This window comes from Mesorhizobium subarcticum, from assembly GCF_055456085.1.
Window position 1 is genome coordinate 1606524 of the sequence record NZ_CM144237.1, and the last position, 23488, is coordinate 1630011.

Consider the following 23488-nt stretch of genomic DNA (forward strand, 5'->3'; position numbering starts at 1 on the left):
CGTTTGATTGTAGCTGAGATTTCTCAGCCGATTTTCGTCACGCCGTTGGCAGCGGCGATCTGTTCGTGGTGCCGGATCACTTCGCGGACGACGAAGTTGAGGAATTTCTCCGCGAAATCCGGGTCGAGATGGGCGTCATTCGCCAGCTGGCGAAGACGGGTGATCTGCTGCTGCTCGCGCGCCGGGTCGGCCGGCGGCAAGCCATGCTCGGCCTTCAGGACGCCGACCGCCTTGGTGCAGCGGAAGCGCTCGGCCAGCATATGGATGAGGGCGGCGTCGATGTTGTCGATCGAGGCGCGGTAACCGGCCAGGATGGTGCGTGCGTCGGCCATGTCTTTTTCTTCGTTCATCGCGTCCTCACTTCTTCTTGCCAAGGCCTGGCAGTCCGCCACCACCGAGACCGGGAAGCCCCGGAAGTTTCATGCCGCCAGGCAGGCCGGGCAAACCGCCACCACCAGGAAGTCCACCGGGCAGGCCCTTCATGCCGCCGAGGCCGGCGGCCTGCGCCTGCTTCTGCAAGGCTTCGAGTTGCTTGGGATCCATCTTGGAGAGGTCAGGCATCCCGCCACCCATGCCGCCAGGCATCATGCCTCCGAGGCCCATCTTGGAGGCAAGGCCGCCCATCATGCCGCGCATGAGGCCGCCGCCTTTGCCCTTGCCGCCCATCGCCTTCATCATGTCGGCCATGCCGCGATGCATCTTCAACAGCTTGTTGATCTCGGCGGCATCGGTGCCGGAGCCGGCGGCGATGCGCTTCTTGCGCGAATGCTTGAGCACGTCTGGATTGGCGCGCTCGGCCTTGGTCATCGACGAGATGATGGCGAGCTGGCGGCCGAACATCTTGTCGTCGAGACCGGCGGCGGCCATCTGGTCCTTCATCTTGCCCATGCCGGGCATCATGCCCATGATGCCGCCCATGCCGCCCATTTTCGACATCTGCTGAAGCTGCTGGGCGAGGTCGTTCAGGTCGAACTTGCCCGACTGCATCTTCTTGGCCATCGCCGCCGCTTGCTCGGCGTCGATGTTTTCGGCGGCCTTTTCGACGAGGCTGACGATGTCGCCCATGCCAAGAATGCGGTCGGCGATGCGCTTGGGGTGGAATTCCTCCAGCCCGTCCATCTTTTCGCCGGTGCCGATCAGCTTGATCGGCTTGCCGGTGACGGCACGCATCGAAAGCGCCGCACCGCCACGACCGTCGCCGTCCATGCGGGTCAGCACCAGGCCGGTGATGCCGACGCGTTCGTCGAAGCTTTTGGCCAGGTTGACGGCATCCTGGCCGGTCAGCGAATCCGCGACCAGCAGAATCTCGTGCGGCGACGACACCTTCTTGATGTCGGCCATCTCGACCATCAGCGGCTCGTCGATATGGGTGCGGCCGGCGGTGTCGAGGATGACGACGTCATGGCCGCCGAGCTTGGCCGCCTGCACGGCGCGTTTGGCGATATCGACCGGATTCTGCCCAGCAATGATCGGCAGAGTGGCGACCTTGACCTGCTCGCCGAGCTGGCGCAGCTGCTCCTGCGCGGCGGGACGCCGCGTGTCGAGCGAGGCCATCAGGACTTTCTTGTTCTGACGCTCGGTCAGCCGCTTGGCGATCTTGGCCGAGGTCGTCGTCTTGCCGGAGCCCTGCAGGCCGACCATCATGATGACGACCGGCGCCGGCGCATTGAGGTCGATGGCGACGCCCTCGGCGCCCAGCATGTCGACCAGCTCGTCATGGACGATCTTGACGACCATCTGTCCGGGCTTGATCGACTTCAGCACCGCGGCGCCGACGGCCTTTTCGCGCACCTTGTCAGTGAAGGAACGCACCACTTCGAGCGCCACGTCGGCCTCGAGCAGCGCACGGCGCACCTCGCGCAACGCCGCCGAGACATCAGCCTCCGACAGCGCGCCGCGACCGGTGAGGCCGTTCAGGATCGAACCAAGACGTTCCTGTAGCGATTCAAACATTCTGTTTCCTTTTCCCTGGCGCCGGATGGTGCCCGAGAGGTAATGCGTTCGCGCCAAGTGTCCAAGCAAAAGCCAAAACCAAAAAGCACCCGGGGGCGCTCAGCGCTGCCGGGTGTTGGCCTCCAGGATCGATTTACAGCACTTGGCCTCAAAGAGGCTTCGGCGTCCTGGTCGGCTTGCTCGGAGGGATACTCGTCGCGGAATTCGGGGCGTGTAGACAGGAAATCGGCCGCGGAGTCAAGACAAGGCCGGGCGACAAGGCGCACGGCCTTTTAGCAGTGGTTTGACGTCTATCAGACAAATTTCCCCTGGAAGGTCGTCTCCGGCTCCCGATATCAGCTGGCCGGCTCGGCTGTGATCTTCACCCCGAGCGCCTTGGTGACCCCCAGTAATGTCGAAAGGCGTGGGTCGCCGTCGGGCCTCAGTGCTTTGTAGAGAGCTTCACGCGTGACGCCCGCTTCCTTTGCAACTGCGGTCATGCCGCGCGCCCGGGCAACAATGCCAAGCGCGTTGGCGATATAGCTGGGGTCGCCGGTCGCAAAAGCGTCGGCCAGCAGCTCGGCCTGCCCCTCGGCGCTGCCAAGATGTTCGGCGGGATCAAAGGGAACGGTTTCGATTGCCATGATCACAGCTCCTTGGCCATCTGGAGGGCCTTCTTGATCTCGCGACCCTGGCCGGACTTGTCGCCGCCGCAAAGCAGGATGATGACTTCGTTGCCGCGCTTGACGAAATAGAGCCGGTATCCGGGCCCAAAATCCAGCCGAAGTTCGCCGATGCCGTCGAAGTACTTCACGTCGCCCATGAGGCCGGACTGGATACGGGCAATGCGGATCGCGATCTTTTCGACGGCCCGCTTGTCCTTGAGGCTGTTCAGCCAGTCGCGAAAGGCGGTTGTTTGGCGAACCTCGATCACTTGTGAACTATAGTTCACATGGGCGATATGTCAAGCTATGTGTGAAAAATAGTTCACAGACAGCCATCCTCTATCTATCTGCCCGGCACGCTTACGGGAGCTCGGCCGAGACCTTCAGCGGCGAGCGGGGATGCAGCAGCAGCACGACCGTCAGCAAGCTGCAGGCGATGCCGATCAGGGCTATGAGAATGGCATCCGACATCATCCACCCCGGCCCTTCGAGCGGCCTCGCGGTGAACAGGGCGAAGGAATTATAGCTCTCCTGGTGCGAGATCAGCAGGAAGCCGGTCAGATTGTTGCCGAGATGGGCGCCAAGTGCGGCACCGAGATTGCCGGTGGCATAGATCACGAGCGTCAGCAGCAGCGCGAAAGCGGCGATCGAGACCAGCACGCAGGCGTTGATGGCTGACGACGATGCGCTGCTCCAGTGCAGCGAGGTGAACAGCAGGCCGGGCAGCAGCGCCCAGATCAGCGGGCTCCTGAACCGGTTGGCCAGACCGCGCAACAGGTACCCGCGAAACAGCACCTCTTCCGACGACGTCTGCAGCAGAGTGAGCGCTACGATCGGGACCGCGAACAGCACCCAGGACGACAGGCTGATCGTGCCACGCGAAATCCCGGGCTGCAGCAGATAGAGCAGGATTTCGGACAGAGCGGAGGTGATCAGCACCGCGACCAGGCCCTTGAGGAAGTCTGGCCACGACACACGGCGGCCGGCGCCGACCAGTACCGATAGCGGTTCGCCATGCACCCAGCGCATGGCCATCCACAGGCCGATCCAGATGCCGGCGAAGGAGGCGAGCGCGCTGAGGACGCCGATCGGCGAGGCGAGGAAACCCTGTGCCACGCCATCGGCCGGAGGAACCGCCGCTGCTTGCCAGGCGAAGTAAACATATGTGCCGCCGAACAGCACGGCCGCGGTGGTGGCGCCCCACAACACGACGACGATCAGCGTTCCCAGGAACAGGCGCAGCAAGGTCGTTTTGGCGTTCGGCGACCGCCGGTAGCGCTCGAAGGCAGTGTCGTCGATCGTCACGCTGGTTCCCTTTGCCCTCTGTTCTGACGCAATTCCGGACGGAAAACCGCTCGCACTTTTCCTGGAATTGCTCTCCATCAGCGCGCCTGGGATCGGCGCTGCCGGCAGGCTTATCCCGGTCTGGTCAACAGATCGTGCACGAAGGCGAGCTTGCCCGCGGTGATATCCGAAATGACGAAAGGGTAGAGGTCGGGCAGACCCATGCAGCGGTTGATCGAATTGGAAGCTTCCGACAGCACCAGCCAGCGGGCAAGGATCTTGTCGAAGGGCTCAGGCGTGTTCGCCGGCTCCGAAGGGGCCGCCTGCAGCCCGCCGCCGGTGTCGCCTTGCGGCAAATCCTTCGCGTCCACCGTCTCCAGCCGGCCGAGCGGGAAGTTCAAGGCATAAACCATCTCCAGCGTGTCGGTGATGTGCAGGTGGTGGGCCCAGGTTTCGGCCCAGTCCTCCCATGGGTGCGAGGTGGCGTAGGCCGAGATATGGCCTTGCTGCCAGTCCGGCGGCGCGCCGTTGGCGTAATAGTCTTTCAGCGCCTGTTCGTAATCGGCGCGATCGTCGCCGAACAGGGCGCGGAAGGCTGCAAGCCTGTCCGGATTGTCACGGATCAGGCGGTCCCAGTAATAATGGCCAAGCTCGTGGCGGAAATGGCCGAGCAGCGTGCGATAGTTCTCGCCCATCTCGACGCGGCGCTTCTCGCGCTCGGCCGAGTCAGCTTCGGCAACGTTGAGCGTGATCAGGCCATTGTCATGGCCGGTGAGGATGCGCTCGCCGCCAGGCCCGCCGCCGATCGGATCGGCGAGGAAGTCGAAGGCGAGGCCGACCTCGTCCGTCGGGTTCTGCTTGGGCGCCACCGGCAGGCCGAAAGCAAGCAGCGAATAGATGGCGCGCTTCTTCGCCGCCTCGACACGGATCCAGCGGCGGCGGTTGCCGTCGACGGAGAGATCGGGGATCAGCTGGTTCAGCACGCAGGCGCGGCAAAAGGCGTGTCCGGGCTCGGCCATCCAGTTGCAGGCGCATTCATCGGCATTGGTACATTGGATAGCCCCGTCAACGCCAGACAAGGTAAAGCGGGCACGCTCGGGATCGTAGAGCACAAGGCTGGAGCAGCTCAGGCACTGGGCGTTCTCGAAGTAGAGACGATGGCCGCAATGCGGGCAGTCGAAGAGTTTCATGTCGGTCTCAATTCACCAGAAGAGGCACAGCGTGCATGCGGCCCGTGCCCAAACGCGAGCCGCCGGCCAGCGTTCCGCATCGCATCGAGACTATTTCGCCGCAAGTTGGGCGGCGACCTGGCTGGCCACCGCTTCGCCCGAGAGGCACGCACCGCCACAGGTCGGTAGCCGTGGACCGGCGTGTCCCTCGCCGGCGCCGACGACGTCAACGTCTTCCATGGCTATTTCGACCCCGCCACAATAATCACTTGATCGTAGGCAAATTCCCCGGCATTCGCCAGCATTGTACTGCGGACGGTGACAAACGTGCGTTTCGCTGGCAAATTCGCAGATGGGACGTGAATCAGGCAACCAGGAGAACAACATGGCATTTCTTGCCAAGGGTAGGATTTTAGCGGCAGCGGTGGTGGCTGTGCTTGGGCTGGCGACGGGTGCACAGGCGGCGGCCAGTTGCGGCAGCACCGGTGCAGGCTTCGAGGCCTGGAAGCCGGGCTTCGCCGCACAGGCCAAGTCTGAGGGTGTGGGTGCCAGGGGCCTGGCCGCTTTGGCTGGCGCCACTTACGCGACAAAGACAATCTCCGTCGACCGCGGCATTCACAAGGCTTTCAGCGGTTCGGTGGACGCCTTCATGAAACGCCGTGGCGGGGCGGCGATCATTTCCAAGGGCCGTGTGCTGAAGAAGTCGAACGCGGCGCTGTTCAGCCAGATCGAAAGCACCTACGGCGTGTCGCCCGGTGTGTTGCTGGCCATCTGGGGCATGGAGACGGGCTTTGGTTCCTCCATGGGCAACCAGAATACGGTCTCCGCCATTGTGACGCTTGCCTATGACTGCCGCCGGCCGGAGTTCTTTCATCCGCATGCCATCGCGGCCCTGAAGCTGGTTGATCGCGGCGCCTTGAGCGCCTCGTCGGTCGGCGCCGCGCATGGCGAGATCGGCCATACGCAGTTCCTGCCCGGGAACGTCTTGAAGTATGGCGTGGGCAGCGGAAACCTGCGCGACAAGGCAACTGCCCTGGCTTCGACGGCCAACTTCCTCAAGGGCCATGGTTGGCGGCGGGGTGCGAGCGCCGCGTCCAATATCGGCGCCATTGCCGGCTGGAATGACGCAAACGTCTACCAGCAGGCTATCGTGCAGATCGCCACGGCGATCGATGGCGACTGATTGAAAGCTCTGTTCGACAGGAAGCCCGGCCATGCGCCGGGCTTTTTTGTTGGGATCGGCACTTGAGATGCCCGGAAGGGTCGAAGGCCTGACCGGAAAACGGCTCGACGCCGGATTCTTCATTCAATTGCGAAGGTATAGGAGCAGCCAGCCAGCGTCTTGCCGGGGTGCGACCCGACGGTCGAGACGTTGAGCGTAATGTTCGTGGAGAAGGTCAATCCCTCTGTTTTCTCGGTGCTTTTGACAACAACCTTCTCGCCAAGGAATTTTTCCGGCGTCGAAATGACGGCTATGACATTGAGCTCTTTGGCAAGGTCTGGCGCGCCAACACCATCGAGCAAGGCCATCGGCCCGGAAGCGGTAAAGACGATTGATTCCGTCTCGCGATCGAAGACCTGAATTTTGGCCGGCAGCTCGTATTGGCTGAGAAACGGATTGAGCGAGTTAATCTTCTTCCAGCCAAGCGCCTCGACGGCACCAGGTGCGCTGGACAGCCAAATGGCAAATTCATTGTAGGTCGGCACATCCGCCCTGCATTCGATCAGCGCGGCAAGGTCAAGCGAGGCGGGATCGAAATCCTCGGCCATGGCCGGCGTCGCTAGAAAAACCAGCAACGCCAGGTGGCGGCCAAGGCCATGCATCCTTGCTACTTCGCGCGGTTGCGTGCGGCGAGCGTGCGCAGCCTGAGCGCGTTGAGGCGGATGAAGCCGGAAGCGTCCTTCTGGTCGTAGGCGCCGCGGTCGTCCTCGAAGGTGACGAGTGCGTCGGAATAGAGCGTCTTCTTCGACTTGCGGCCGGTGACGATGACATTGCCCTTGTAGAGCTTGAGCCGCACCGTGCCTTCGACGTCTTCTTGGCTCTTGTCGATCATCGCCTGCAGCATCAGCCGCTCGGGCGAGAACCAGAAGCCGTTGTAGATGAGTTCCGCATAGCGCGGCATGAACTCGTCCTTGAGGTGGCCGGCACCCCGGTCGAGCGTAATCGATTCGATGGCGCGGTGGGCAACGATCAGGATGGTGCCGCCGGGCGTCTCGTAGACGCCGCGCGATTTCATGCCGACGAAGCGGTTCTCGACCAGGTCGAGCCGGCCGATGCCATTGTCGCGGCCGAGATCGTTGAGGGCTGCCAGCATGGTCGCCGGCGACAGCTTCTTGCCGTTGAGCGCGATCGGATCGCCCTTCAAAAATTTGATCTCGATCTCGGTGACGGTGTCGGGCGCATCCATCGGCGAAATGGTGCGTTGGTGAACGAATTCCGGCGGCTCGACCCACGGATCTTCCAGCACCTTGCCCTCCGAGGAGGAATGCAGAAGATTGGCGTCGACCGAGAACGGTGCCTCGCCCCTTTTGTCCTTGGCCACCGGGATCTGGTGCTGCTCGGCGAAATTGATCAGGTCGGTGCGCGACTTGAACGACCAGTCGCGCCATGGCGCGATGACCTTGATGTCGGGGTTGAGCGCGTAAGCCGAAAGCTCGAAACGCACCTGGTCATTGCCTTTGCCGGTGGCGCCGTGCGCGATCGCATCGGCGCCGGTCTCCTTGGCGATCTCGACGAGGTGCTTGGAAATCAGCGGCCGTGCGATCGAGGTGCCGAGCAGGTAGGTGCCTTCATAGACGGTGTTGGCGCGAAACATCGGGAAGACGAAGTCGGAGACGAATTCCTCGCGCACATCGACGATGCGGATGTCCTTGATGCCCATCATCTCGGCTTTCTGACGCGCCGGCTCCAGTTCGCCGCCCTGGCCGAGGTCGGCGGTGAAGGTGACGACTTCAGCGCCGAGTTCGGTCTGCAGCCATTTCAGGATGATGGATGTGTCGAGGCCGCCGGAATAGGCGAGCACGACCTTCTTGACGTCTTTGGTCTTGGACATTTCTGCTCCGTCGATGGCGGACGCTTGAAGCCGGGCGTCACGGATTGTCGGAGCGCCTTTTAGCAGGAACGGCAAAGCGAGCAAGCGCGCGCGGCGCCAGACTGCTGATCCAGGGCGGCAGATGGCGATGCGAGCTGGAGAACAACCTGCTGCAATCAACGGCTGCATTCGACTGGAGGATTTAAGCAAGTTTTCATGCCCTGTCGCTAAACGAGCAAGACAGAGCTGCGTTGGCCACGCGAGTGCCGAAGCGGCTTTTGCCCGCTCAACGCGGGTGTCCTCGGGCTTGGGCCATTCTTGATGCGCGTTATATCATGCATCGTCACGGAGCATAATCTGTGGCTTGTCCTGCTGGCGGCGCTGATGTGCGTCACAGGCTGCTGGGTAACGATCGGTCTCCTGGACCGCGCCAGGAAAACCGTCGGCGTGCAGATGCGCGGATGGTTGTTCCTGACCGCGGTCGCGGCCGGTTCCTCGATCTGGTGCACGCATTTCATCGCCATGCTGGCCTATCAGCCCGGCGCGCCGATCACCTTCGATCCGGCGCTCACCATGATATCCCTGGTCATCGCCATGGCCGGAACCGGGGCGGGCTTCGGCCTTGCCCTGGACAAAGGCCGCGGGCTGGCGCCGGAATGGGGCGGATGCCTTGTCGGGCTGGCGATCTCGGCCATGCACTATACCGGTATGATGGCCTATCATGTGGCCGGCATCGTCGAGTGGGACGCCGTCTATGTCGTCGCGTCGCTGGTGATCGCGATGGGGTTCTCCGCCGTGGCGATCGGCCAGGCGGTGCGCCGGCCGCACCGCTGGTCGCACCATCTCGGCATCGGGCTTTTGGTGCTTGCGATCGTCGGCCTTCATTTCACGGCGATGGCGGCGGTGGCGGTAACGCCGCTCTCCTTCATCACCACGGGAACCAATCCCGATATCCTCGAAGCGATGGCCGTCGCGGTCGCCGTGGTCGGCATGATCGTCGCGGCGACCGGCTTCGCCAGTTACCTGATCGACGAGCGCGGCCGGCTCGAGAGCTTCGAGCGGCTGCAGCATCTTGCCCTCAATGACGCGCTCACCGGGCTTGCCAACCGCGTCGCCTTCAACGACCGCCTCGACCATGAGATCGAGCAAGTGCGCGAGGGTGACGAGACGATGACCGCGGTCATCGTCATCGATCTCGACCGCTTCAAGGAAATCAACGACCTCAGGGGACACGCCGCCGGCGACCAGGCGCTCAAGATCGTTGCCCGCAGGCTGGCGAAGCTGGCCGGCGACGGCGAGTTCGTCGCCCGGCTAGGCGGTGACGAATTTGCCGCCATCAAGCGCTTCAAGGACCAGAACGACCTGCTCGGCCTGGTGTCGCGCCTGGAAAAATCATTGTTCCAGCCCTTGCGGATCGACGATTTCGAGACAATCACCGGCGCCAGCATCGGCGTCGCCGTCTATCCGCGTGACGGCGCCGACCGCGAGAGGCTGGTCAGCAATGCGGATCTGGCCATGTACCGAGCCAAGAACGACGTGACGCGGGCCGTCTGCTTCTACGAATCGGCCATGGACGAGACGGCGCGGGCGCGCCGCGCGCTGGCCACGGACCTTCGCCTGGCGATCGAGCGCGGCGAGCTCTCGCTGCACTATCAGGTGCAGACCTCGGTTGCGACCGGTGCCACTTGTGGCTACGAGGCGCTGCTGCGCTGGACCCATCCCGTGCGCGGCATGGTGCCGCCCGTCGAATTCATTCCGATCGCCGAGGAGAATGGCTCGATCCTGGCGATCGGCGAATGGGTGCTGCGCACCGCCTGCCGCCAGGCCGCTTCCTGGAACAATGAGCACAAGATCGCTGTCAATCTGTCGCCGGTGCAACTTGCCCATGCCGATCTCGCCAAGCTCGTCCACCAGATCCTGATCGAAACCGGCCTGTCGCCGAAGCGTCTCGAACTCGAGCTCACCGAATCGACGATCGTCGCCGACAAGGTGCGCACGCTGCATGTGCTGCGCCAGATCAAGGCGCTGGGCGTAACAATCGCCATCGATGACTTCGGCACCGGCTATTCATCGCTCGACACGCTGCGCTCGTTTCCGTTCGACAAGATCAAGCTCGACCGCTCCTTCATGGCCGATGTCGAGCGCAGCCCGCAGGCCAAGGCGATCATCCGCGCCGTGCTGACACTGGGGCGCAGCCTCGATATTCCGGTGCTCGCCGAAGGCGTCGAGACCTATGTCCAGCTCACCATCCTGCAGGTCGAAGGCTGCAACGAGGCGCAAGGCTATTTCCTTGGCCGGCCCAAGCCGATCGACCAGATTTTGTTGACCGGAGTGGCGGCTGTCGTGCTGGCCGAACTCGATCAGTCGGCGGCCTGACCTTCGCCTGCATGCTTGCACCATCCCCATATCTGGCGGCGCTTCCGCGCATCCTGTATAGGCCCGGGCAATCCTCCGAGGCCGCCCATGTCCTTCATTCCCGACACCGCCACGCTGATCCAGTTCGCCATCGCCACCGTGATCCTGGCGATCACGCCTGGGCCTGATATGACCCTGTTCGTCTCGCGCACGCTGAGCCAGGGGCGCGCCGCCGGCTTTGCCTCGATGGCCGGCGCGCTGTGCGGCACGCTGATCCACACCACGCTGGTGGTGGTCGGCGTCTCGGCGCTGATCGTCGCCTCGCCGATGGCCTTCTTCGCGCTGAAGATATTTGGCGCCGGCTATCTCGTCTTCCTGGCCTGGCAGGCGATCACCAAGGGCTCGGCCTTTTCACCGGAGAAGAAGACGGGACCGCAGATCTCGCTGCTGCGCAGCTGGGCCGCGGGGCTTGGCGTCAATTTGCTCAACCCGAAGATCATCCTGTTCTTCATGACCTTCCTGCCGCAGTTCGTTTCCGCGCATGATCCGCACGCACCGGGAAAGCTGTTCTTCCTGGGTTCGATGTTCATCGTGCTGTCGATCCCGGTGACCGCGCCGATGGTGCTGGCGGCGGAGAAATTCTCGGCGGCGATGAAGGCCAGCCCGCGCGTCACGCGGGTGGTCGATTATCTCTTCGCCGGCGTGTTCTCGGCCTTCGCGCTCAAGATCCTGACGGCCCAGGCGAAGTAGGCGCGTTCGCGTCCTGCCACCAGCTTCCGGCCCAGCGCCCGGCGCTCAGCCAGTAGAAGATGCCGCCGACCATGCCACCGCCGATCACCGCCATGATGGCGCTGGTGTCGGTCACCGCGAAGGTGGAGTCGCGGGCATGATCGACCATGCCGAGGAAAACGCCGGCGACCACGGCACCCCCCAGCGCATAGAACAGCCAGTCCCGCCGGCCGAGGATTTCGGCAATCAGGATGACGATCGCCGCCGGCATGAAGGCGAAATAGGCGACGAACAGGGCGACGAAGGGAATTGAAAAATACAGCGAAGCCGTGGCGACCGGCTGCGCGACTTGCGGTCTAAAGCCGAGTGAAGCCAGGAACAGGATGTTGAGGAAAGCGCTCGCCGCCAGCGATGCGACGGCATAGCCGAACAGGATGATGGCAAGGCGCACGATGTAGGCGACGAGACGGTTCATCCCGGATTCCGGTTCATGAGCTGGCCGGACTTGCGCCCAGCCAGAAGCCAGTAGACCGAGCCGGCGGCGCTGCCGGCGGTGGCCAGAAAGCCGAGAAAGCCCGGATTGAACACAAACCCTCCGGCCGAGCCCGGGACGAAAACGCCAAAGGCGATAGAGGTGATCGCACCGGTGACCGCGAAATAGAACCAGCCCCGCAGCGACAACCGTTCGGCGATGAAGATCGCGGGGCCGACGATCAGCAGGGCGCAGACCGCCACGGTCAACACGGCGAGGGGGAAGGAGCCCAGCCAGTCGAAGGTGAAAACCAGGGACCAGTTGCCGTACTCGATCCCTTCCAGAAGGGTGATCAGCAGCACGGGTACCAGGATCGAGGTCACCACAGCGGCGACATAACCGACTGCTATCGCGGCGAGGCGCTTGAGCCCGACGACGAGACGGCTCACGCCTCGCCGTGCCCCGCGATCATCATGGCTTCCAGCGCCAGCCGGTCGACCTTGCGCATACGCTCCGAGTCCGATTTCAGCTGGCCGCAGGCGGCGAGGATGTCGCGGCCGCGCGGGGTGCGGATCGGCGAGGCATAGCCGGCATTGTTGATGTAGTCGGCGAACTTCTCGATCGTCTCCCAGTCCGAGCACTGGTAGTTGGTGCCCGGCCACGGGTTGAACGGGATCAGGTTGATCTTGGCCGGAATGCCCTTGAGCAGCTTGATCAAGCCCTTGGCGTCCTCGATGGAATCGTTGACGTCCTTCAGCATCACATATTCGAAGGTGATGCGCTTGGCATTCGACAGGCCGGGATAGGCGCGGCAGGCGGCGATCAGCTCGCTCAGCGGATACTTCTTGTTGATCGGCACCAGCAAGTCGCGCAGATCGTCATTGGTGGCGTGCAGCGAGATCGCCAGCATGACGCCGATCTCCTCGCCGGTGCGGAAGATCTCGGGCACGACGCCGGAGGTCGAAAGCGTGATGCGGCGCTTGGACAAGGACAAGCCGTCGCCGTCGGAGGCGATCAGCAGCGCCTTCTTCACCGCCTCGAAATTGTAGAGCGGCTCGCCCATGCCCATCATGACGATGTTGGACACTTTGCGGCCTTCGGCCGGCACGATGGCGCCGTCCGGCGTGTTGCGATCGGGGAAGTCGCCGAGCCGATCACGCGCGGTCAGCAGTTGCGCCAGGATCTCTTCCGCCGTCAGATTGCGCACCAGCTTCTGCGTGCCGGTGTGGCAGAAGGAGCAGGTCAGCGTGCAGCCGACCTGCGAGGAGATGCAAAGCGTGCCGCGGCCTTCCTCGGGGATGTAGACGGTCTCGATCTCGACCGGGCGGCCGGCGCCGCGCGGCGGAAAGCGGAACAGCCATTTGCGGGTGCCGTCGGAAGAGATCTGTTCCTCGACGATTTCGGGCCGCGCGACGGTAAAATGCTTGTCGAGTTCGGCGCGCAGGCCCTTCGAGATGTTGAGCATGCCGGGGAAGTCGGAAACGCCGCGCACATACATCCAGTGCCAGAGCTGCTGGGCGCGCATTTTTGCCTGGCGCTCCGGCACGATGCCGGACGCGACGAGTGCCTCGCCGAGCTCGGCGCGTGTCAGGCCGATCAGCGACGGCTTCTCGGGAGCCGCGTGGGCGCGCAACGCGTCACGGGCACCCTCGGTGGTGAGGTCGAAGGAAAGGGTCATGGTTGCACAGATATAAGCGTTTTGCGGCCGATTTCATCCATCGTGCCTGACATAGAGCGCGGCGCATAGCACAGGTTGAGGGCGGAGTCATGCGGGGCGGACGCAACCCGAGCGTGCGGGCAATATTTCAGCCAAGAATAATCTGGTCGACACACGGACCAGCCGCTTCAAATGACTGGCAGCCTTCTTTCCATATTCCCGCCGCATGCCGGACCCGATCACATAGTCGTGTTGCAGTAACGATCCCCGTCCTGCCTTCGAAGCCTGAGGGGGGCAACCATGCCCTTGCAAAATGGGAGTATGCTGAATGAACTCGATCAAGCTCGCCGTAATTGCCGCCTTCGTCGGCCTTGCCACCCCGCAGGCTTTTGCCGAAGACGCAATGGGCACGATGACCATGATGAAAGGCGGGGAGGTGACGGCGATCATGCCGGACGGGCATATGGGCACCATGATGCCAGATGCAAAGATGGGCGCCGAGATGATGAAGATGGCCAAGCCGATCAAGCACTGCATGATGATGATCACCGATGCCAAGGGCAAAGCCTACATGATCGATACATCGACCAAGAAGGCCCAGGCCGAATGTGAAAAAATGGCCATGTGAGACCTGGATCCACAGGAACCGCCCCCGCCGGCAGGAGCTGGCGGGAGCATCCTTCTCGACGAACACCGACGCTGCGCCGAGCCTCGGCCGACGTTTCAGGACTAGCCTCTAAAACTTCGGCGTATGCCAACAGCCGCTATCGCGGCCGAGGCCCTTTTTCAAATGATGGCGTGACAGCGACTTGATCCGACAGGCTTGATCGAGGTCATGTCTATGCTAGGGCTGGGCCTCCATTGCGAGGACAGTCATGGCCGGCACATCGCGAAAATATCCCATGCTGCGGCGCTCGCGCGCGATGCTCGGCTCGCGGCGGGTGTGGCAGCCGCGGCTGGTGTTCTGGGCCGGTGCGGTCTCGATCGGCGTCATCAGCGTGCTGTTCGCGGTGCTGGCCGACAAGGCGCAGGCGCTGTTCCATATGATGACAGGCGATGGCAGCGGCTGGCGCGTCTACCTGCCGCTTGGCATCACCCCGCTCGGTTTCGTGTTGTGCGCCTGGCTCGCCCATGCCTTCTTTCCGGGCTCGCAAGGCAGCGGTATTCCGCAGGCGATCGCCGCGCGCCATTTGCGTGACGAGGAGGATCGCAATCACCTTCTGTCGCTGCGGCTGGCGGCGGGCAAGATCGCGCTCACCATCATCGGCCTGTTCTGCGGCGCTTCCATTGGCCGCGAAGGCCCGACGGTGCAGGTCGGCGCCTCGCTGATGCTGCAGGCGGCGCGCTGGGGCGGCATGGCGCAGGCGCGCGGTCTGATCCTGGCCGGCTCGGCGGCCGGCATCGCCGCGGCCTTCAACACGCCACTTGCCGGCATCGTCTTCGCCATCGAGGAGATGGGCCGCACCTATGAGGCGCGCACCAACGGTCTGGTGCTGACGGCGGTGATCCTGGCCGGGCTCGCCTCGCTCGGCCTGCTCGGCAACTACACCTATTTCGGCATCTCGAAGGACACGATCTCGTTTGCCGCCGAGTGGCCACTGGTGATCGCCTGCGGCGTCATCGGCGGCGGTTTCGGTGCGCTGTTCTCGCTGCTGGCGCTGAAGACAACGCGGCGGATCCGGCGCTGGCACACGCAGCAGCCTTTGCGGCGTGCCTTGCTGGTGGCCGCTGTCTGCGGGCTCGGCGTGGCGGTGATCGGCATCGCCTCGGGCGGGCTGACCTTCGGCACCGGCTACGTGCAGGCGCGTGGTGCCGTCGAGGGCACGCCGCTGCCGTGGTTCTTCTTCGGGGAAAAATTCCTGGCCGGGCTGCTATCGATGGTTTCGGGCATTCCCGGCGGCATCTTCGCGCCCTCGCTGGCGGTCGGCGCCGGCATCGGCAGTTCGCTCGGCCTGTTGTTCGGCGCCAGCACCGGCGCAGCGGCGCTGCTTGGCATGGCCGGCTATTTCGCCGGTGTCGTGCAGGCGCCGATGACGGCTTTCGTCATCATCCTGGAGATGACCGGCAATCACGACAATGTCATTGCGCTGATGCTGGCCTCGATGCTGGGCTATGGCACGGCACGCATGATCTCGCACGAGCCGCTCTATCACGCGCTGTCGCGGGTGTTCATCGCCGAGGCGATCCGGCGGCGGCGGGCGGAAGCCGCGCCAGAACCAGGCCATGGCTGAAAAGCAAAAGGCCAGGCTTTGCGGCCCGGCCTTTTCGTTTCAGAACGAGGCTCTGCCTATTTGCACTTGGCGATTGATGTCAGCGCCGCGGAAATGCCCTTCAGCGAGAAGACATAGTTCGTGGGGTTGCCGCGGCCGGACTTGGCCGACACCTTCATGTCGGTGCCGGTCTTCATAGCGGCGATCAGCACCGGTTCCTCGGCGGCGTTCTCGACCCAGGCCGACTTGCCGCGCGTGAACATCGAGAAGGACTTCTTGTCGATGGTGACGGTGGCCTTGGAGCCTTCCTGAAAATTATAGCCGGCAATGAACTGCGGCTCGTAGGACACTTGCTGGCCGGGGCGCTGGCTGACGAAGAAGAACATGTCGCCATGGTCGAGCGTCGGCGGCTGCTTGTCGGTCGGCACGGTGAGCACGTAGCAGACCTTGCCGCCCGATGCCTGGTAGCTGTAGGTGCCCCAGGCATTGTGCTGGCCGATCTTGGTCGCCTGCTGCGCCAGCGCCGGCGCCGCGAAGGTCACCAAGGCCAGGCTCGAGACTAGTGCTATCAATCCGCGCATCGTTTTTCCCGTATTCCAAATGGTGCGGAGGCCGGCCGGCGTGGCGTCCTGCCTTCGCTTCATTTTGATTTAATCTGGGTTACCAAACGGTGAATTTCCCTCAACAAAAGGACGCTCACCGCAGGAAACCGCCACCATTCCCGCTCCGCCGCCTTGTCAGCGGCCGGCGCGACGTCCCTTCGGCGACTTGGAGGCCACGAAAGCGGCAAGAGTTTGACTTTTTAGTTGCGCCTCAGAACGCCGGTATCCAGAGCGCATGTGCCGGATCGAGACGCTCAGCCCTTGTCGGCGATGGCGTCCTTGGCGGCCTGGCGATGCGCCGGCGTGATATGGGCGCTGACGGCGGTGATCGCGGCGGTCAGCACGGCGATGTCGTCGGTGAAGCCGATCCCGAAGATGAAGTCGGGGATGAGGTCGAAGGGCAGGACAAAATAGCCGAGCGCGGCCACCAATATGGCCTTGGCGCGCAGCGGCGTGTTCTTGTCCATGGCGCAGTAGTAGGCAGCGACGACTTCTTCCATGAACGGAATCTGCCGCGCGGCCTTCTTGGCCGTGCGCCAGAATTTCTCGCGCACCTCGCCTTCGCCGCCGAGCTTGTCAGCAAAGCCGAAGAAATCAAAACCGGGTTGTTGCGCCATCAAGTTCTCCTTGCGGGTCTCATGCGCATCCTGGCGCACGCCCGCGAGGGAAAATGTGGTGAAAGGTGAACCCGGCTGCAAGATGCCGGTGCCGATTTGGGCTCGCCGCTCACGGCGAGGCGTATATTCAGTCGCCGAAATAGCGGTTCATCTTCTTGGCCATCTCGATATCAAGCACGCTCAGGCCACCGACATCATGGGTGTTCAGCGTGACGTCGACGGTCTTGTAGACGTTCGACCATTCCGGGTGATGGTCCATCTTTTCCGCGGCCATGGCGACGCGTGTCATGAAGGCGAAGGCTTCTGAGAAATTCTTGAAGGTGAAAGTGCGGTGGATGGAGCTGGCGTCCTTTGCCAGTACCCAGCCGTCGAGCCCGACCAGCGCTGCTTCGGCCGCTTGCTTGTCCAGTTTCTCTCTCGTCATGTCAGCTTCCCGTGCTATTTCCCCGAAATGACCCTCATCATAGTGCATGTCGGCCAAACGTGCGTTGCGGTTTTGGGGTTCCAAATGCACAAACGGCGCATATCGAATGAGCATAAAGCCCATAAACTCCATTCTTTTCGTCTGCCTCGGCAACATCTGCCGGTCGCCGCTGGCCAAGGGCGTCTTTCGCGCTGTCTGGTCAGAGCGTGGACTGGCGCCGGGCATCCTCCTCGATTCGGCGGCTACCAGCGGCTGGGAGGTCGGCTCGGCTCCCGATCCTCGTTCGATCGCGATCGCCTTGCATCACGGCATCGACATTTCCGGGCAGCGGGCACGCAAGGTCACGCCGCAGGATTTCTCCCGCTTCGACCTGATCCTCGGCATGGATCGCTCGAATGTCGCTGATCTCAGGGCGCTGGCGCCTGCGCGGGACCGGGTGCAACTCTTCCTGGAATTCGCGCACGGGCAGGCGCGCGACGTGCCCGATCCCTACTATGACGGGCCGGAAGCCTTTGCCGAGGTCTACCGCATGATCCGTGAGGCGTCGGAGGCGCTGGCGACAAGGCTGGTGGCGCGGGCGTCCTTGCCCGACAGTGACCAGGCTTCCTCGACAATGTAAGGCCCGCCGCCGACCGAATCGCGCGACGACATCAAGACGAAGCGGCCGATACGGAACGGCAGCGTCGAGAAATTGCCGCGCGCCGACAGATATTGCGCAACGTCCAGCGGGCTCGAATTGCGCAGTCTCGCAAGTGTGACATGTGGCATGAATTTGCGTGGATCGGCGGGAATGCCGAGCCGCTGGCAGATGCGGTCGATCTCGCCCTGAAGCGCGGCCAGATCGGGCGAGGGGGAAGCGCCGGCCCATACCGCGTGTGGCTTTTTCTGACCAAAAGCGCCGACGCCCGACAGGGTCAGCGAGAAGGAGGGGCGGTGGACACGGTCGAGCGCGTTGGCAATCTCATCGGCTACGTGACCGGGCACATCGCCGATGAAGCGCAGCGTCAGATGGTAGTTTTCGACGTCGATCCAACGGGCCCCTGGTAGGCCGCCCCGGAGCAGGGACAGCGAAAGGGCGGCGTCACGCGGAATTTCGAGGGCGGTGAAAAGACGCGGCATGAAGAGCCTCCCTTCCTCGAATCGAAATGTCATCCCTAGCGAATCATCGATAGTCAAACGGGGCAAGAGGTTTGTTGGTCACAGGTCTCGCAAATAAGTTTCCCTAACGGAAACAGGCCCAGATCGGCCTTATTTGCCTCCGGGCACCGCCGCGATGGCCTTCTCGACGGTGGGCAGGATGCGCTCGACCATCACATCGACGCCTCCGGCATTCGGATGCAAACCATCCTCGAGCTGCAGGCGGGGCTGCCCGGCGACGCCGTCGAGGAAGAACGGATAGAGCGTGATGTCGTATCTCTTCGCCAGGTCCGGAAAGATGGCGTCGAAGGCGGTCTGGTAGTCGGCGCCGAGATTGGGCGCGGCGCGCATGCCGGCCAGGAGCACGGCGATCTTGCGCTGTTTCAGCCTGCCCAGCATCTCGTCCAGGTTCTTGCGGGTGATTTCCGGTGCGACGCCGCGCAGCATGTCGTTGGCGCCGAGTTCGAGGATGACCAGCTGGGTTCCGTCCGGCACCGACCACTCGAGCCGCGCCAGGCCGCCGCTGGTGGTGTCGCCGGAAACGCCGGCATTGGCGACGGTCACATCATGCCCCTTGGCGCGAAGTGCGGCTTGCAATTTGTCGGTAAACCCATCGCCGGGTCCGAGGCCGAAGCCCGCCATCAGGCTGTCACCGAAGCCGACGATCTTGAAGGGCTCGGCCCGCGCCGACGAAATGGCGCCGCAAACGGCGAGGAAAAGGATCAAACCTGCGGCTATCTGGCGTTTGAAAGACATGCGGCAGGCCCCATATGACAGAAAATTCTCTTCGGCTTCCGGCAAGCAGAGCCTCCATCCCTTGATATAGGACACTTTGATTTTGACAGAAGCCGTCATCGCGCTGAAAGACGTATCCCTGACGCTCGGCGAAGGCGCGTCTTCAGTCCATGTGCTGAAGGGCGTCAGCCTCGAAGTGGCGCGCGGCGAGGCGGCCGGCATCGTCGGCCCTTCGGGGTCTGGCAAGTCGACACTGCTGATGGTGCTGGCAGGCCTGGAAAGGGTCGATTCGGGTACGGTACGAATCGCCGGCGAGCTGCTTAATGGCAAAAGCGAGGACCAGATTGCTTCGTTTCGTGGCCGAAACATTGGCATTGTGTTCCAGTCCTTCCACCTCATCCCCAACATGACGGCGCTCGAAAATGTCGCGGTGCCGCTGGAACTGGCCGGCCACGCCGATCCGTTTTCGGTGGCGGCGCGCGAATTGGCGGCTGTCGGCCTGAGCGACCGCATCACCCACTATCCCGGCGAACTCTCGGGCGGCGAACAGCAGCGCGTGGCGATCGCTCGGGCGCTGGCGCCGTCGCCGCGCATTCTGATCGCCGACGAGCCGACCGGCAATCTCGACCAAGCGACGGGGCGGCAGGTCGCCGACCTCCTGTTCGCCAAGGCGACCGAACGCGGCATGACGCTGGTGCTGGTCACCCATGATCCCGCGCTCGCGGCCCGCTGCTCGCGCCAGGTTTCGATGCGCTCGGGACAGATCGAGGCACCAGTGCCGTTGAAGGTCACGGCCTGATGCCGCTGGCACAGACGTTGAAGCTTGCCGTCCGCTTCTCGCTGCGCGAGATGCGCGGCGGCCTGTCCGGCTTCTTGATCTTCCTCGCCTGCATCGCGCTTGGCGTCGCGGCGATCGGCGGCGTCAATTCGGTGGCGCGCTCGATCAGCGCCGGTGTCGCCGACCAGGGCCAGACGCTGCTTGGCGGCGATCTTCGCTTCGAGATCAACCAGCGCGACGCCAGCCAGACCGAGCGTGGTTTCCTCGACGGGCTGGGCGAGGTTTCGCGCACCGCCAGCATGCGCTCGATGGCGCGTCTTGCCGACGGGTCGGACCAGGCATTGGTCGAGGCCAAGGCGGTCGACGATGCCTATCCGCTTTATGGCGCGCTGGAGACCGAGCCGAAACTGTCGAAGCAGGACCTGTTTGGCGAGCAATCCGGTGTTTTCGGCGCGGCGGCGCCCGATCTGCTGTTCGAACGGCTGCATCTCAAGCTCGGCGACCGGCTGAAACTCGGCACCGCCACATTCGAACTGCGCGCCACGCTGGTCACCGAGCCGGATGCCGTGTCCGACGGTTTCGGTTTCGCGCCGAGGCTGATGATCTCGACCGAGGGCCTGGCCGCGACCGGGCTGATCCAGCCGGGCAGCCTCGTCGAAAATGCCTATAAGGTCCGGCTGCCCGCCGATGCGGACGAGGCGCGGTTGAAGGCTATCCAGGACCAGGCCGCGAAAGATTTTCCGGAGGCCGGCTGGTCGATCCGCACGCGTGACAATGCGGCACCGGCGCTGTCCTCCAACATCGAACGCTTCTCGCAATTCCTGACGCTGGTCGGGCTGACGGCACTGGTGGTCGGCGGTGTCGGCGTCGCCAATGCGGTGCGCGCCTATCTCGACGGCAAGCGCGGCGTCATCGCCACCTTCAAGAGCTTAGGGGCTTCCGGCGGCTTCGTCTTTACCGTCTATCTCGTGCAGATCCTGATCATTGCCGCGTTGGGCATCCTGCTTGGCCTCGTGCTCGGGGCACTGATGCCGTTCGTGGCGAGTGCCGCCCTCCAGTCCGTCATCCCGGTGCCGGCGCAAGGTGGCTTCTATCCCGGCGCGCTCGGCATGGCGGCACTGTTTGGCCTGCTGGTGACGCTTTCCTTCGCGCTTTTGCCGCTCGGCCGCGCCCGCGACGTGCCGGCCACCGCGCTGTTTCGCGAGATGGGGCTGGAAGGCCGTGGCCAGCCGCGCCTCGTCTATGTCGCTTCGGCGCTCGGCATCGCGCTGCTGCTGGCGGCGCTGGCGATCCTGTTTTCCGGAGACCAGCGCATCGCCTCGATCTTCGTCGGCGCCACCATCTTTGCCTTCCTGGTGCTGCGCCTGGTCGGTGCGCTGGTGCAGTGGGTCGCGAAAAAGAGCCCGCGCGTGCGCTTCGTGGCGCTCAGGCTCGCCGTCGGCAACATCCACCGGCCGGGCGCCCTGACGCCATCGGTGGTGCTGTCGTTGGGGCTCGGGCTGACGCTGCTGGTGACGCTGGCGCTGATCGACGGGAATCTCAGGCAGCAGATCTCCGGCAGCCTGCCGGAGCGGGCGCCGAACTTCTTCTTCGTCGACATCCAGAGCAGCGATGTCGATGCCTTCACCGCGCTGGTCGGCAAGGAGGCGCCACAGGGAACCCTTGCCAAGGTGCCGATGCTGCGCGGCCGGGTGATGGCGCTGAACGGCGTCGATGTCGACAAGGTCAAGGTGCCGGCCGAAGGCGCCTGGGTGCTGAAAGGCGATCGCGGCCTGACCTATGATGCCAGGCAACCGGCAAATGCGACGCTGACCGAAGGCAGCTGGTGGCCGGCCGATTATAGCGGCGAACCGCTGGTCTCGTTCTCGGCCCAAGAAGGCAAGCAGATCGGGCTGAAGCTTGGCGACACCGTCACCGTCAACGTGCTTGGCCGCAACGTGACGGCCAGGATCGCCAATTTCCGCGAGGTCCAGTGGGAGACGATGGGCATCAATTTCGTCATGGTGTTCTCGCCCAACACATTCGCGGGCGCGCCGCATGGCTGGATGGCGACACTGACCGAGAAGACTGCCACCACGGCGGACGACGCCCGGATCCTCAACGCCGTTACCCGCGCCTTCCCGGCGGTGACGACGGTGCGGGTCAAGGATGCGCTCGATGTCGTCAACCGGCTGGTCGGTCAGCTCGGCACGGCGATCCGGGCCGCGGCCGGTGTGGCGCTGATCGCTTCGGTGCTGGTGCTGGCCGGCGCGCTCGCCGCGGGAAATCGGGCGCGCATCCACGACGCCGTGGTGCTGAAGACGCTGGGCGCCACCAGGCGAACGCTGATCACGGCATTCTCCCTGGAGTACATGCTGATCGGATTGGCCACCGCACTCTTCGCGCTGGCCGCGGGTGGCATCGCGGCCTGGTACATTGTCGCCCGCATCATGACGCTGCCATCGCATTTCATGCCCGAAGTGGCGGTCGCGACCATCGTGTTTTCGCTGGTCATCACTGTCGGCATCGGCCTTGCCGGTACCTGGCGGGTGCTCGGTCAAAAGGCGGCACCGGTGCTGCGCGAGCTGTAATCACCAGCCTGGAGCGTCGGTCCCGGATTAAATCTTGGTAAGAATGCCGCTCGGAAAGCCGGGGAATCGGCATTTAGGCCTCTCACGAACCGTTACATCCGGTTACGGTCTTGTTCTTGACGCGAATAACCATCATATTTCGCCACAGGCATGCTGGAGTCCCGCCAGCGGCGCCTGGGTCCGCAAGAGGCCCGACACCGGACGGGGCAGAAGCAATAGAGGATTCCAATGGCTGATCCCATTCGCAATTATCAGACGTCGGCGGTGCCCGGCGTCCGCGCCGACATCGATCAGGGTCTGCGCGCCTATATGATCAAGGTCTACAATCTGATGGGGCTTGGCCTCCTCATCACCGGTCTTGCCGCTGTCGGCACGATCATGCTGGCCACCACCACCGATCCGGCTTCGGCTGTCGCAACGCTGCCCAGCGGCGAGATGCTGACGTCCTTCGGCTACGCGATCTTCGGCTCGCCGCTGCGCTGGGTGGTGATGCTGGCGCCGCTGGCCGCCGTGTTCTTCCTGTCGTTCAGGATCCAGTCGATGAGTGTCGCTGCCGCGCAGACCACGTTCTGGGTCTATGCCGGTCTCGTCGGCCTGTCGCTGTCGTCGATCTTCCTGGTCTACACCACCGCCAGCATTTCGCAGACCTTCTTCGCCACGGCCGCCGCCTTCGGCGCGCTGTCGCTGTTCGGTTACACGACCAAGCGCGACCTGACGGCGATGGGCTCGTTCCTGATCATGGGCGTGTTCGGCATCATCATCGCGTCGGTGATCAACATCTTCCTGCAGTCGTCGGCGCTGTCCTTTGCCGTGTCGGCGATCGGCGTGCTGGTCTTCGCCGGCCTCACCGCCTACGACACGCAGAAGATCAAGGAGATGTATTTCGATGGTGACGCTTCCGATGTCGCCGGCCGCAAGGCCATCATGGGCGCGCTGAGGCTCTACCTCGACTTTATCAACCTGTTCATGTTCCTGCTCCAGTTCATGGGCGACCGCCGCTAAGGCCTGGCTCGCATCATGGTCTGACTGGACCATCGACTTCCGGAAGGGCGGCCCAACGGCCGCCCTTTTCTTTTGTGCCGGCCTTTGCTGTTATCGCAGGCAGACAGAGGATTTGCGT

Annotated in this window: 26 protein-coding genes; 9 read left to right on the plus strand and 17 right to left on the minus strand. The window is 63.6% G+C overall.

Annotated elements, in window-relative coordinates; all coding sequences use genetic code 11:
• Positions 1-23: 23 nt before the first annotated feature.
• The 7 genes from ACZYHG_RS07710 to ACZYHG_RS07740 form a co-directional block, all read right to left on the minus strand.
• Complete coding sequence (locus tag ACZYHG_RS07710) at positions 24-350, minus strand: chorismate mutase (protein WP_464613271.1); 327 nt, start codon at positions 348-350, stop codon at positions 24-26.
• A 7-nt stretch (positions 351-357) separates the two neighbouring features.
• Positions 358-1953, minus strand: coding sequence for a signal recognition particle protein (gene ffh / locus ACZYHG_RS07715; protein ID WP_464613272.1), 1596 nt, complete (start codon positions 1951-1953; stop codon positions 358-360).
• Between the two features lie 335 nt (positions 1954-2288).
• Entirely contained in the window at positions 2289-2576 is a 288-nt protein-coding gene (locus tag ACZYHG_RS07720; protein WP_464613273.1) for an addiction module antidote protein, read from the minus strand.
• 2 nt (positions 2577-2578) lie between these two features.
• On the minus strand, positions 2579-2884 hold the full coding sequence (locus ACZYHG_RS07725; RefSeq protein WP_464613274.1) for a type II toxin-antitoxin system RelE/ParE family toxin: 306 nt from the start codon (positions 2882-2884) through the stop codon (positions 2579-2581).
• Between the two features lie 73 nt (positions 2885-2957).
• Positions 2958-3902: a lysostaphin resistance A-like protein gene (locus ACZYHG_RS07730; protein ID WP_464613275.1), complete on the minus strand. Its 945-nt coding sequence runs from the start codon at positions 3900-3902 to the stop codon at positions 2958-2960.
• A 110-nt stretch (positions 3903-4012) separates the two neighbouring features.
• Positions 4013-5071: a zinc-binding metallopeptidase family protein gene (locus ACZYHG_RS07735; RefSeq protein WP_464613276.1), complete on the minus strand. Its 1059-nt coding sequence runs from the start codon at positions 5069-5071 to the stop codon at positions 4013-4015.
• 90 nt (positions 5072-5161) lie between these two features.
• A complete protein-coding gene (locus ACZYHG_RS07740) occupies positions 5162-5290 on the minus strand; it encodes a hypothetical protein (protein WP_464613277.1) in 129 nt (42 codons plus the stop codon).
• A gap of 145 nt (positions 5291-5435) precedes the next feature.
• On the opposite strand from ACZYHG_RS07740, the gene ACZYHG_RS07745 reads away from it, so the two are divergent.
• On the plus strand, positions 5436-6233 hold the full coding sequence (locus tag ACZYHG_RS07745; protein WP_464613278.1) for a lytic murein transglycosylase: 798 nt from the start codon (positions 5436-5438) through the stop codon (positions 6231-6233).
• A 119-nt stretch (positions 6234-6352) separates the two neighbouring features.
• On the opposite strand, the gene ACZYHG_RS07750 is transcribed toward ACZYHG_RS07745, so the two are convergent.
• The gene (locus ACZYHG_RS07750; protein ID WP_464613279.1) at positions 6353-6820 is read right to left on the minus strand and encodes a hypothetical protein; all 468 of its coding nucleotides are present in this window, start codon (positions 6818-6820) and stop codon (positions 6353-6355) included.
• A 59-nt stretch (positions 6821-6879) separates the two neighbouring features.
• Positions 6880-8103 carry an argininosuccinate synthase gene (locus ACZYHG_RS07755; RefSeq protein ID WP_464613280.1) on the minus strand — a complete coding sequence of 408 codons (1224 nt, stop codon included), beginning with the start codon at positions 8101-8103 and terminating at the stop codon, positions 6880-6882.
• A 300-nt stretch (positions 8104-8403) separates the two neighbouring features.
• Here ACZYHG_RS07755 and ACZYHG_RS07760 point away from each other — a divergent pair, with 300 nt between their 5' ends.
• Together ACZYHG_RS07760 and ACZYHG_RS07765 are read left to right on the plus strand one after the other, a co-directional pair.
• Complete coding sequence (locus ACZYHG_RS07760; RefSeq protein ID WP_464613281.1) at positions 8404-10458, plus strand: putative bifunctional diguanylate cyclase/phosphodiesterase; 2055 nt, start codon at positions 8404-8406, stop codon at positions 10456-10458.
• Positions 10459-10545: 87 nt separating this feature from the next.
• Positions 10546-11187 carry a LysE family translocator gene (locus ACZYHG_RS07765; RefSeq protein WP_464613282.1) on the plus strand — a complete coding sequence of 214 codons (642 nt, stop codon included), beginning with the start codon at positions 10546-10548 and terminating at the stop codon, positions 11185-11187.
• Here the strand turns inward: ACZYHG_RS07765 and ACZYHG_RS07770 are convergent.
• From ACZYHG_RS07770 to rlmN, 3 genes are read right to left on the minus strand one after another with little or no spacing between them, the layout of a single operon-like run.
• The gene (locus ACZYHG_RS07770; protein ID WP_464613283.1) at positions 11159-11641 is read right to left on the minus strand and encodes a hypothetical protein; all 483 of its coding nucleotides are present in this window, start codon (positions 11639-11641) and stop codon (positions 11159-11161) included. The genes ACZYHG_RS07765 and ACZYHG_RS07770 overlap by 29 nt on opposite strands.
• Complete coding sequence (locus ACZYHG_RS07775; protein WP_464613284.1) at positions 11638-12087, minus strand: hypothetical protein; 450 nt, start codon at positions 12085-12087, stop codon at positions 11638-11640. The genes ACZYHG_RS07770 and ACZYHG_RS07775 overlap by 4 nt, the downstream gene beginning before the upstream one ends.
• The gene (gene rlmN, locus ACZYHG_RS07780) at positions 12084-13316 is read right to left on the minus strand and encodes a dual-specificity RNA methyltransferase RlmN (RefSeq protein ID WP_464613285.1); all 1233 of its coding nucleotides are present in this window, start codon (positions 13314-13316) and stop codon (positions 12084-12086) included. The genes ACZYHG_RS07775 and rlmN overlap by 4 nt, the downstream gene beginning before the upstream one ends.
• A gap of 307 nt (positions 13317-13623) precedes the next feature.
• On the opposite strand from rlmN, the gene ACZYHG_RS07785 reads away from it, so the two are divergent.
• Both ACZYHG_RS07785 and ACZYHG_RS07790 read left to right on the plus strand, forming a co-directional pair.
• On the plus strand, positions 13624-13923 hold the full coding sequence (locus tag ACZYHG_RS07785; RefSeq protein WP_464613286.1) for a hypothetical protein: 300 nt from the start codon (positions 13624-13626) through the stop codon (positions 13921-13923).
• A 247-nt stretch (positions 13924-14170) separates the two neighbouring features.
• Entirely contained in the window at positions 14171-15526 is a 1356-nt protein-coding gene (locus tag ACZYHG_RS07790; RefSeq protein ID WP_464613287.1) for a chloride channel protein, read from the plus strand.
• A 56-nt stretch (positions 15527-15582) separates the two neighbouring features.
• On the opposite strand, the gene ACZYHG_RS07795 is transcribed toward ACZYHG_RS07790, so the two are convergent.
• The 3 genes from ACZYHG_RS07795 to ACZYHG_RS07805 form a co-directional block, all read right to left on the minus strand.
• Positions 15583-16086, minus strand: coding sequence for an invasion associated locus B family protein (locus tag ACZYHG_RS07795; RefSeq protein ID WP_464613288.1), 504 nt, complete (start codon positions 16084-16086; stop codon positions 15583-15585).
• 275 nt (positions 16087-16361) lie between these two features.
• The gene (locus tag ACZYHG_RS07800; protein WP_464613289.1) at positions 16362-16724 is read right to left on the minus strand and encodes a YkvA family protein; all 363 of its coding nucleotides are present in this window, start codon (positions 16722-16724) and stop codon (positions 16362-16364) included.
• Between the two features lie 127 nt (positions 16725-16851).
• Positions 16852-17148, minus strand: a complete 297-nt coding sequence (locus tag ACZYHG_RS07805) for a 4a-hydroxytetrahydrobiopterin dehydratase (RefSeq protein ID WP_464613290.1) — start codon at positions 17146-17148, stop codon at positions 16852-16854.
• Between the two features lie 106 nt (positions 17149-17254).
• On the opposite strand from ACZYHG_RS07805, the gene ACZYHG_RS07810 reads away from it, so the two are divergent.
• Positions 17255-17767: a low molecular weight protein-tyrosine-phosphatase gene (locus ACZYHG_RS07810; RefSeq protein ID WP_464613291.1), complete on the plus strand. Its 513-nt coding sequence runs from the start codon at positions 17255-17257 to the stop codon at positions 17765-17767.
• On the opposite strand, the gene thpR is transcribed toward ACZYHG_RS07810, so the two are convergent.
• Together thpR and ACZYHG_RS07820 are read right to left on the minus strand one after the other, a co-directional pair.
• Positions 17671-18267, minus strand: coding sequence for an RNA 2',3'-cyclic phosphodiesterase (gene thpR, locus ACZYHG_RS07815; RefSeq protein WP_464613292.1), 597 nt, complete (start codon positions 18265-18267; stop codon positions 17671-17673). The genes ACZYHG_RS07810 and thpR overlap by 97 nt on opposite strands.
• A 129-nt stretch (positions 18268-18396) precedes the next feature.
• Positions 18397-19041: an arylesterase gene (locus ACZYHG_RS07820; RefSeq protein WP_464613293.1), complete on the minus strand. Its 645-nt coding sequence runs from the start codon at positions 19039-19041 to the stop codon at positions 18397-18399.
• Positions 19042-19123: 82 nt separating this feature from the next.
• Here ACZYHG_RS07820 and ACZYHG_RS07825 point away from each other — a divergent pair, with 82 nt between their 5' ends.
• The 3 genes from ACZYHG_RS07825 (at position 19124) to ACZYHG_RS07835 (ending at position 23370) form a co-directional block, all read left to right on the plus strand.
• Entirely contained in the window at positions 19124-19819 is a 696-nt protein-coding gene (locus tag ACZYHG_RS07825) for an ABC transporter ATP-binding protein (protein ID WP_464613294.1), read from the plus strand.
• Complete coding sequence (locus ACZYHG_RS07830; RefSeq protein ID WP_464613295.1) at positions 19819-22368, plus strand: ABC transporter permease; 2550 nt, start codon at positions 19819-19821, stop codon at positions 22366-22368. Before ACZYHG_RS07825 ends, ACZYHG_RS07830 begins: the two co-directional genes overlap by 1 nt.
• Before the next feature lie 228 nt (positions 22369-22596).
• The gene (locus tag ACZYHG_RS07835) at positions 22597-23370 is read left to right on the plus strand and encodes a Bax inhibitor-1/YccA family protein (RefSeq protein ID WP_027059369.1); all 774 of its coding nucleotides are present in this window, start codon (positions 22597-22599) and stop codon (positions 23368-23370) included.
• Positions 23371-23488 lie beyond the last annotated feature (118 nt).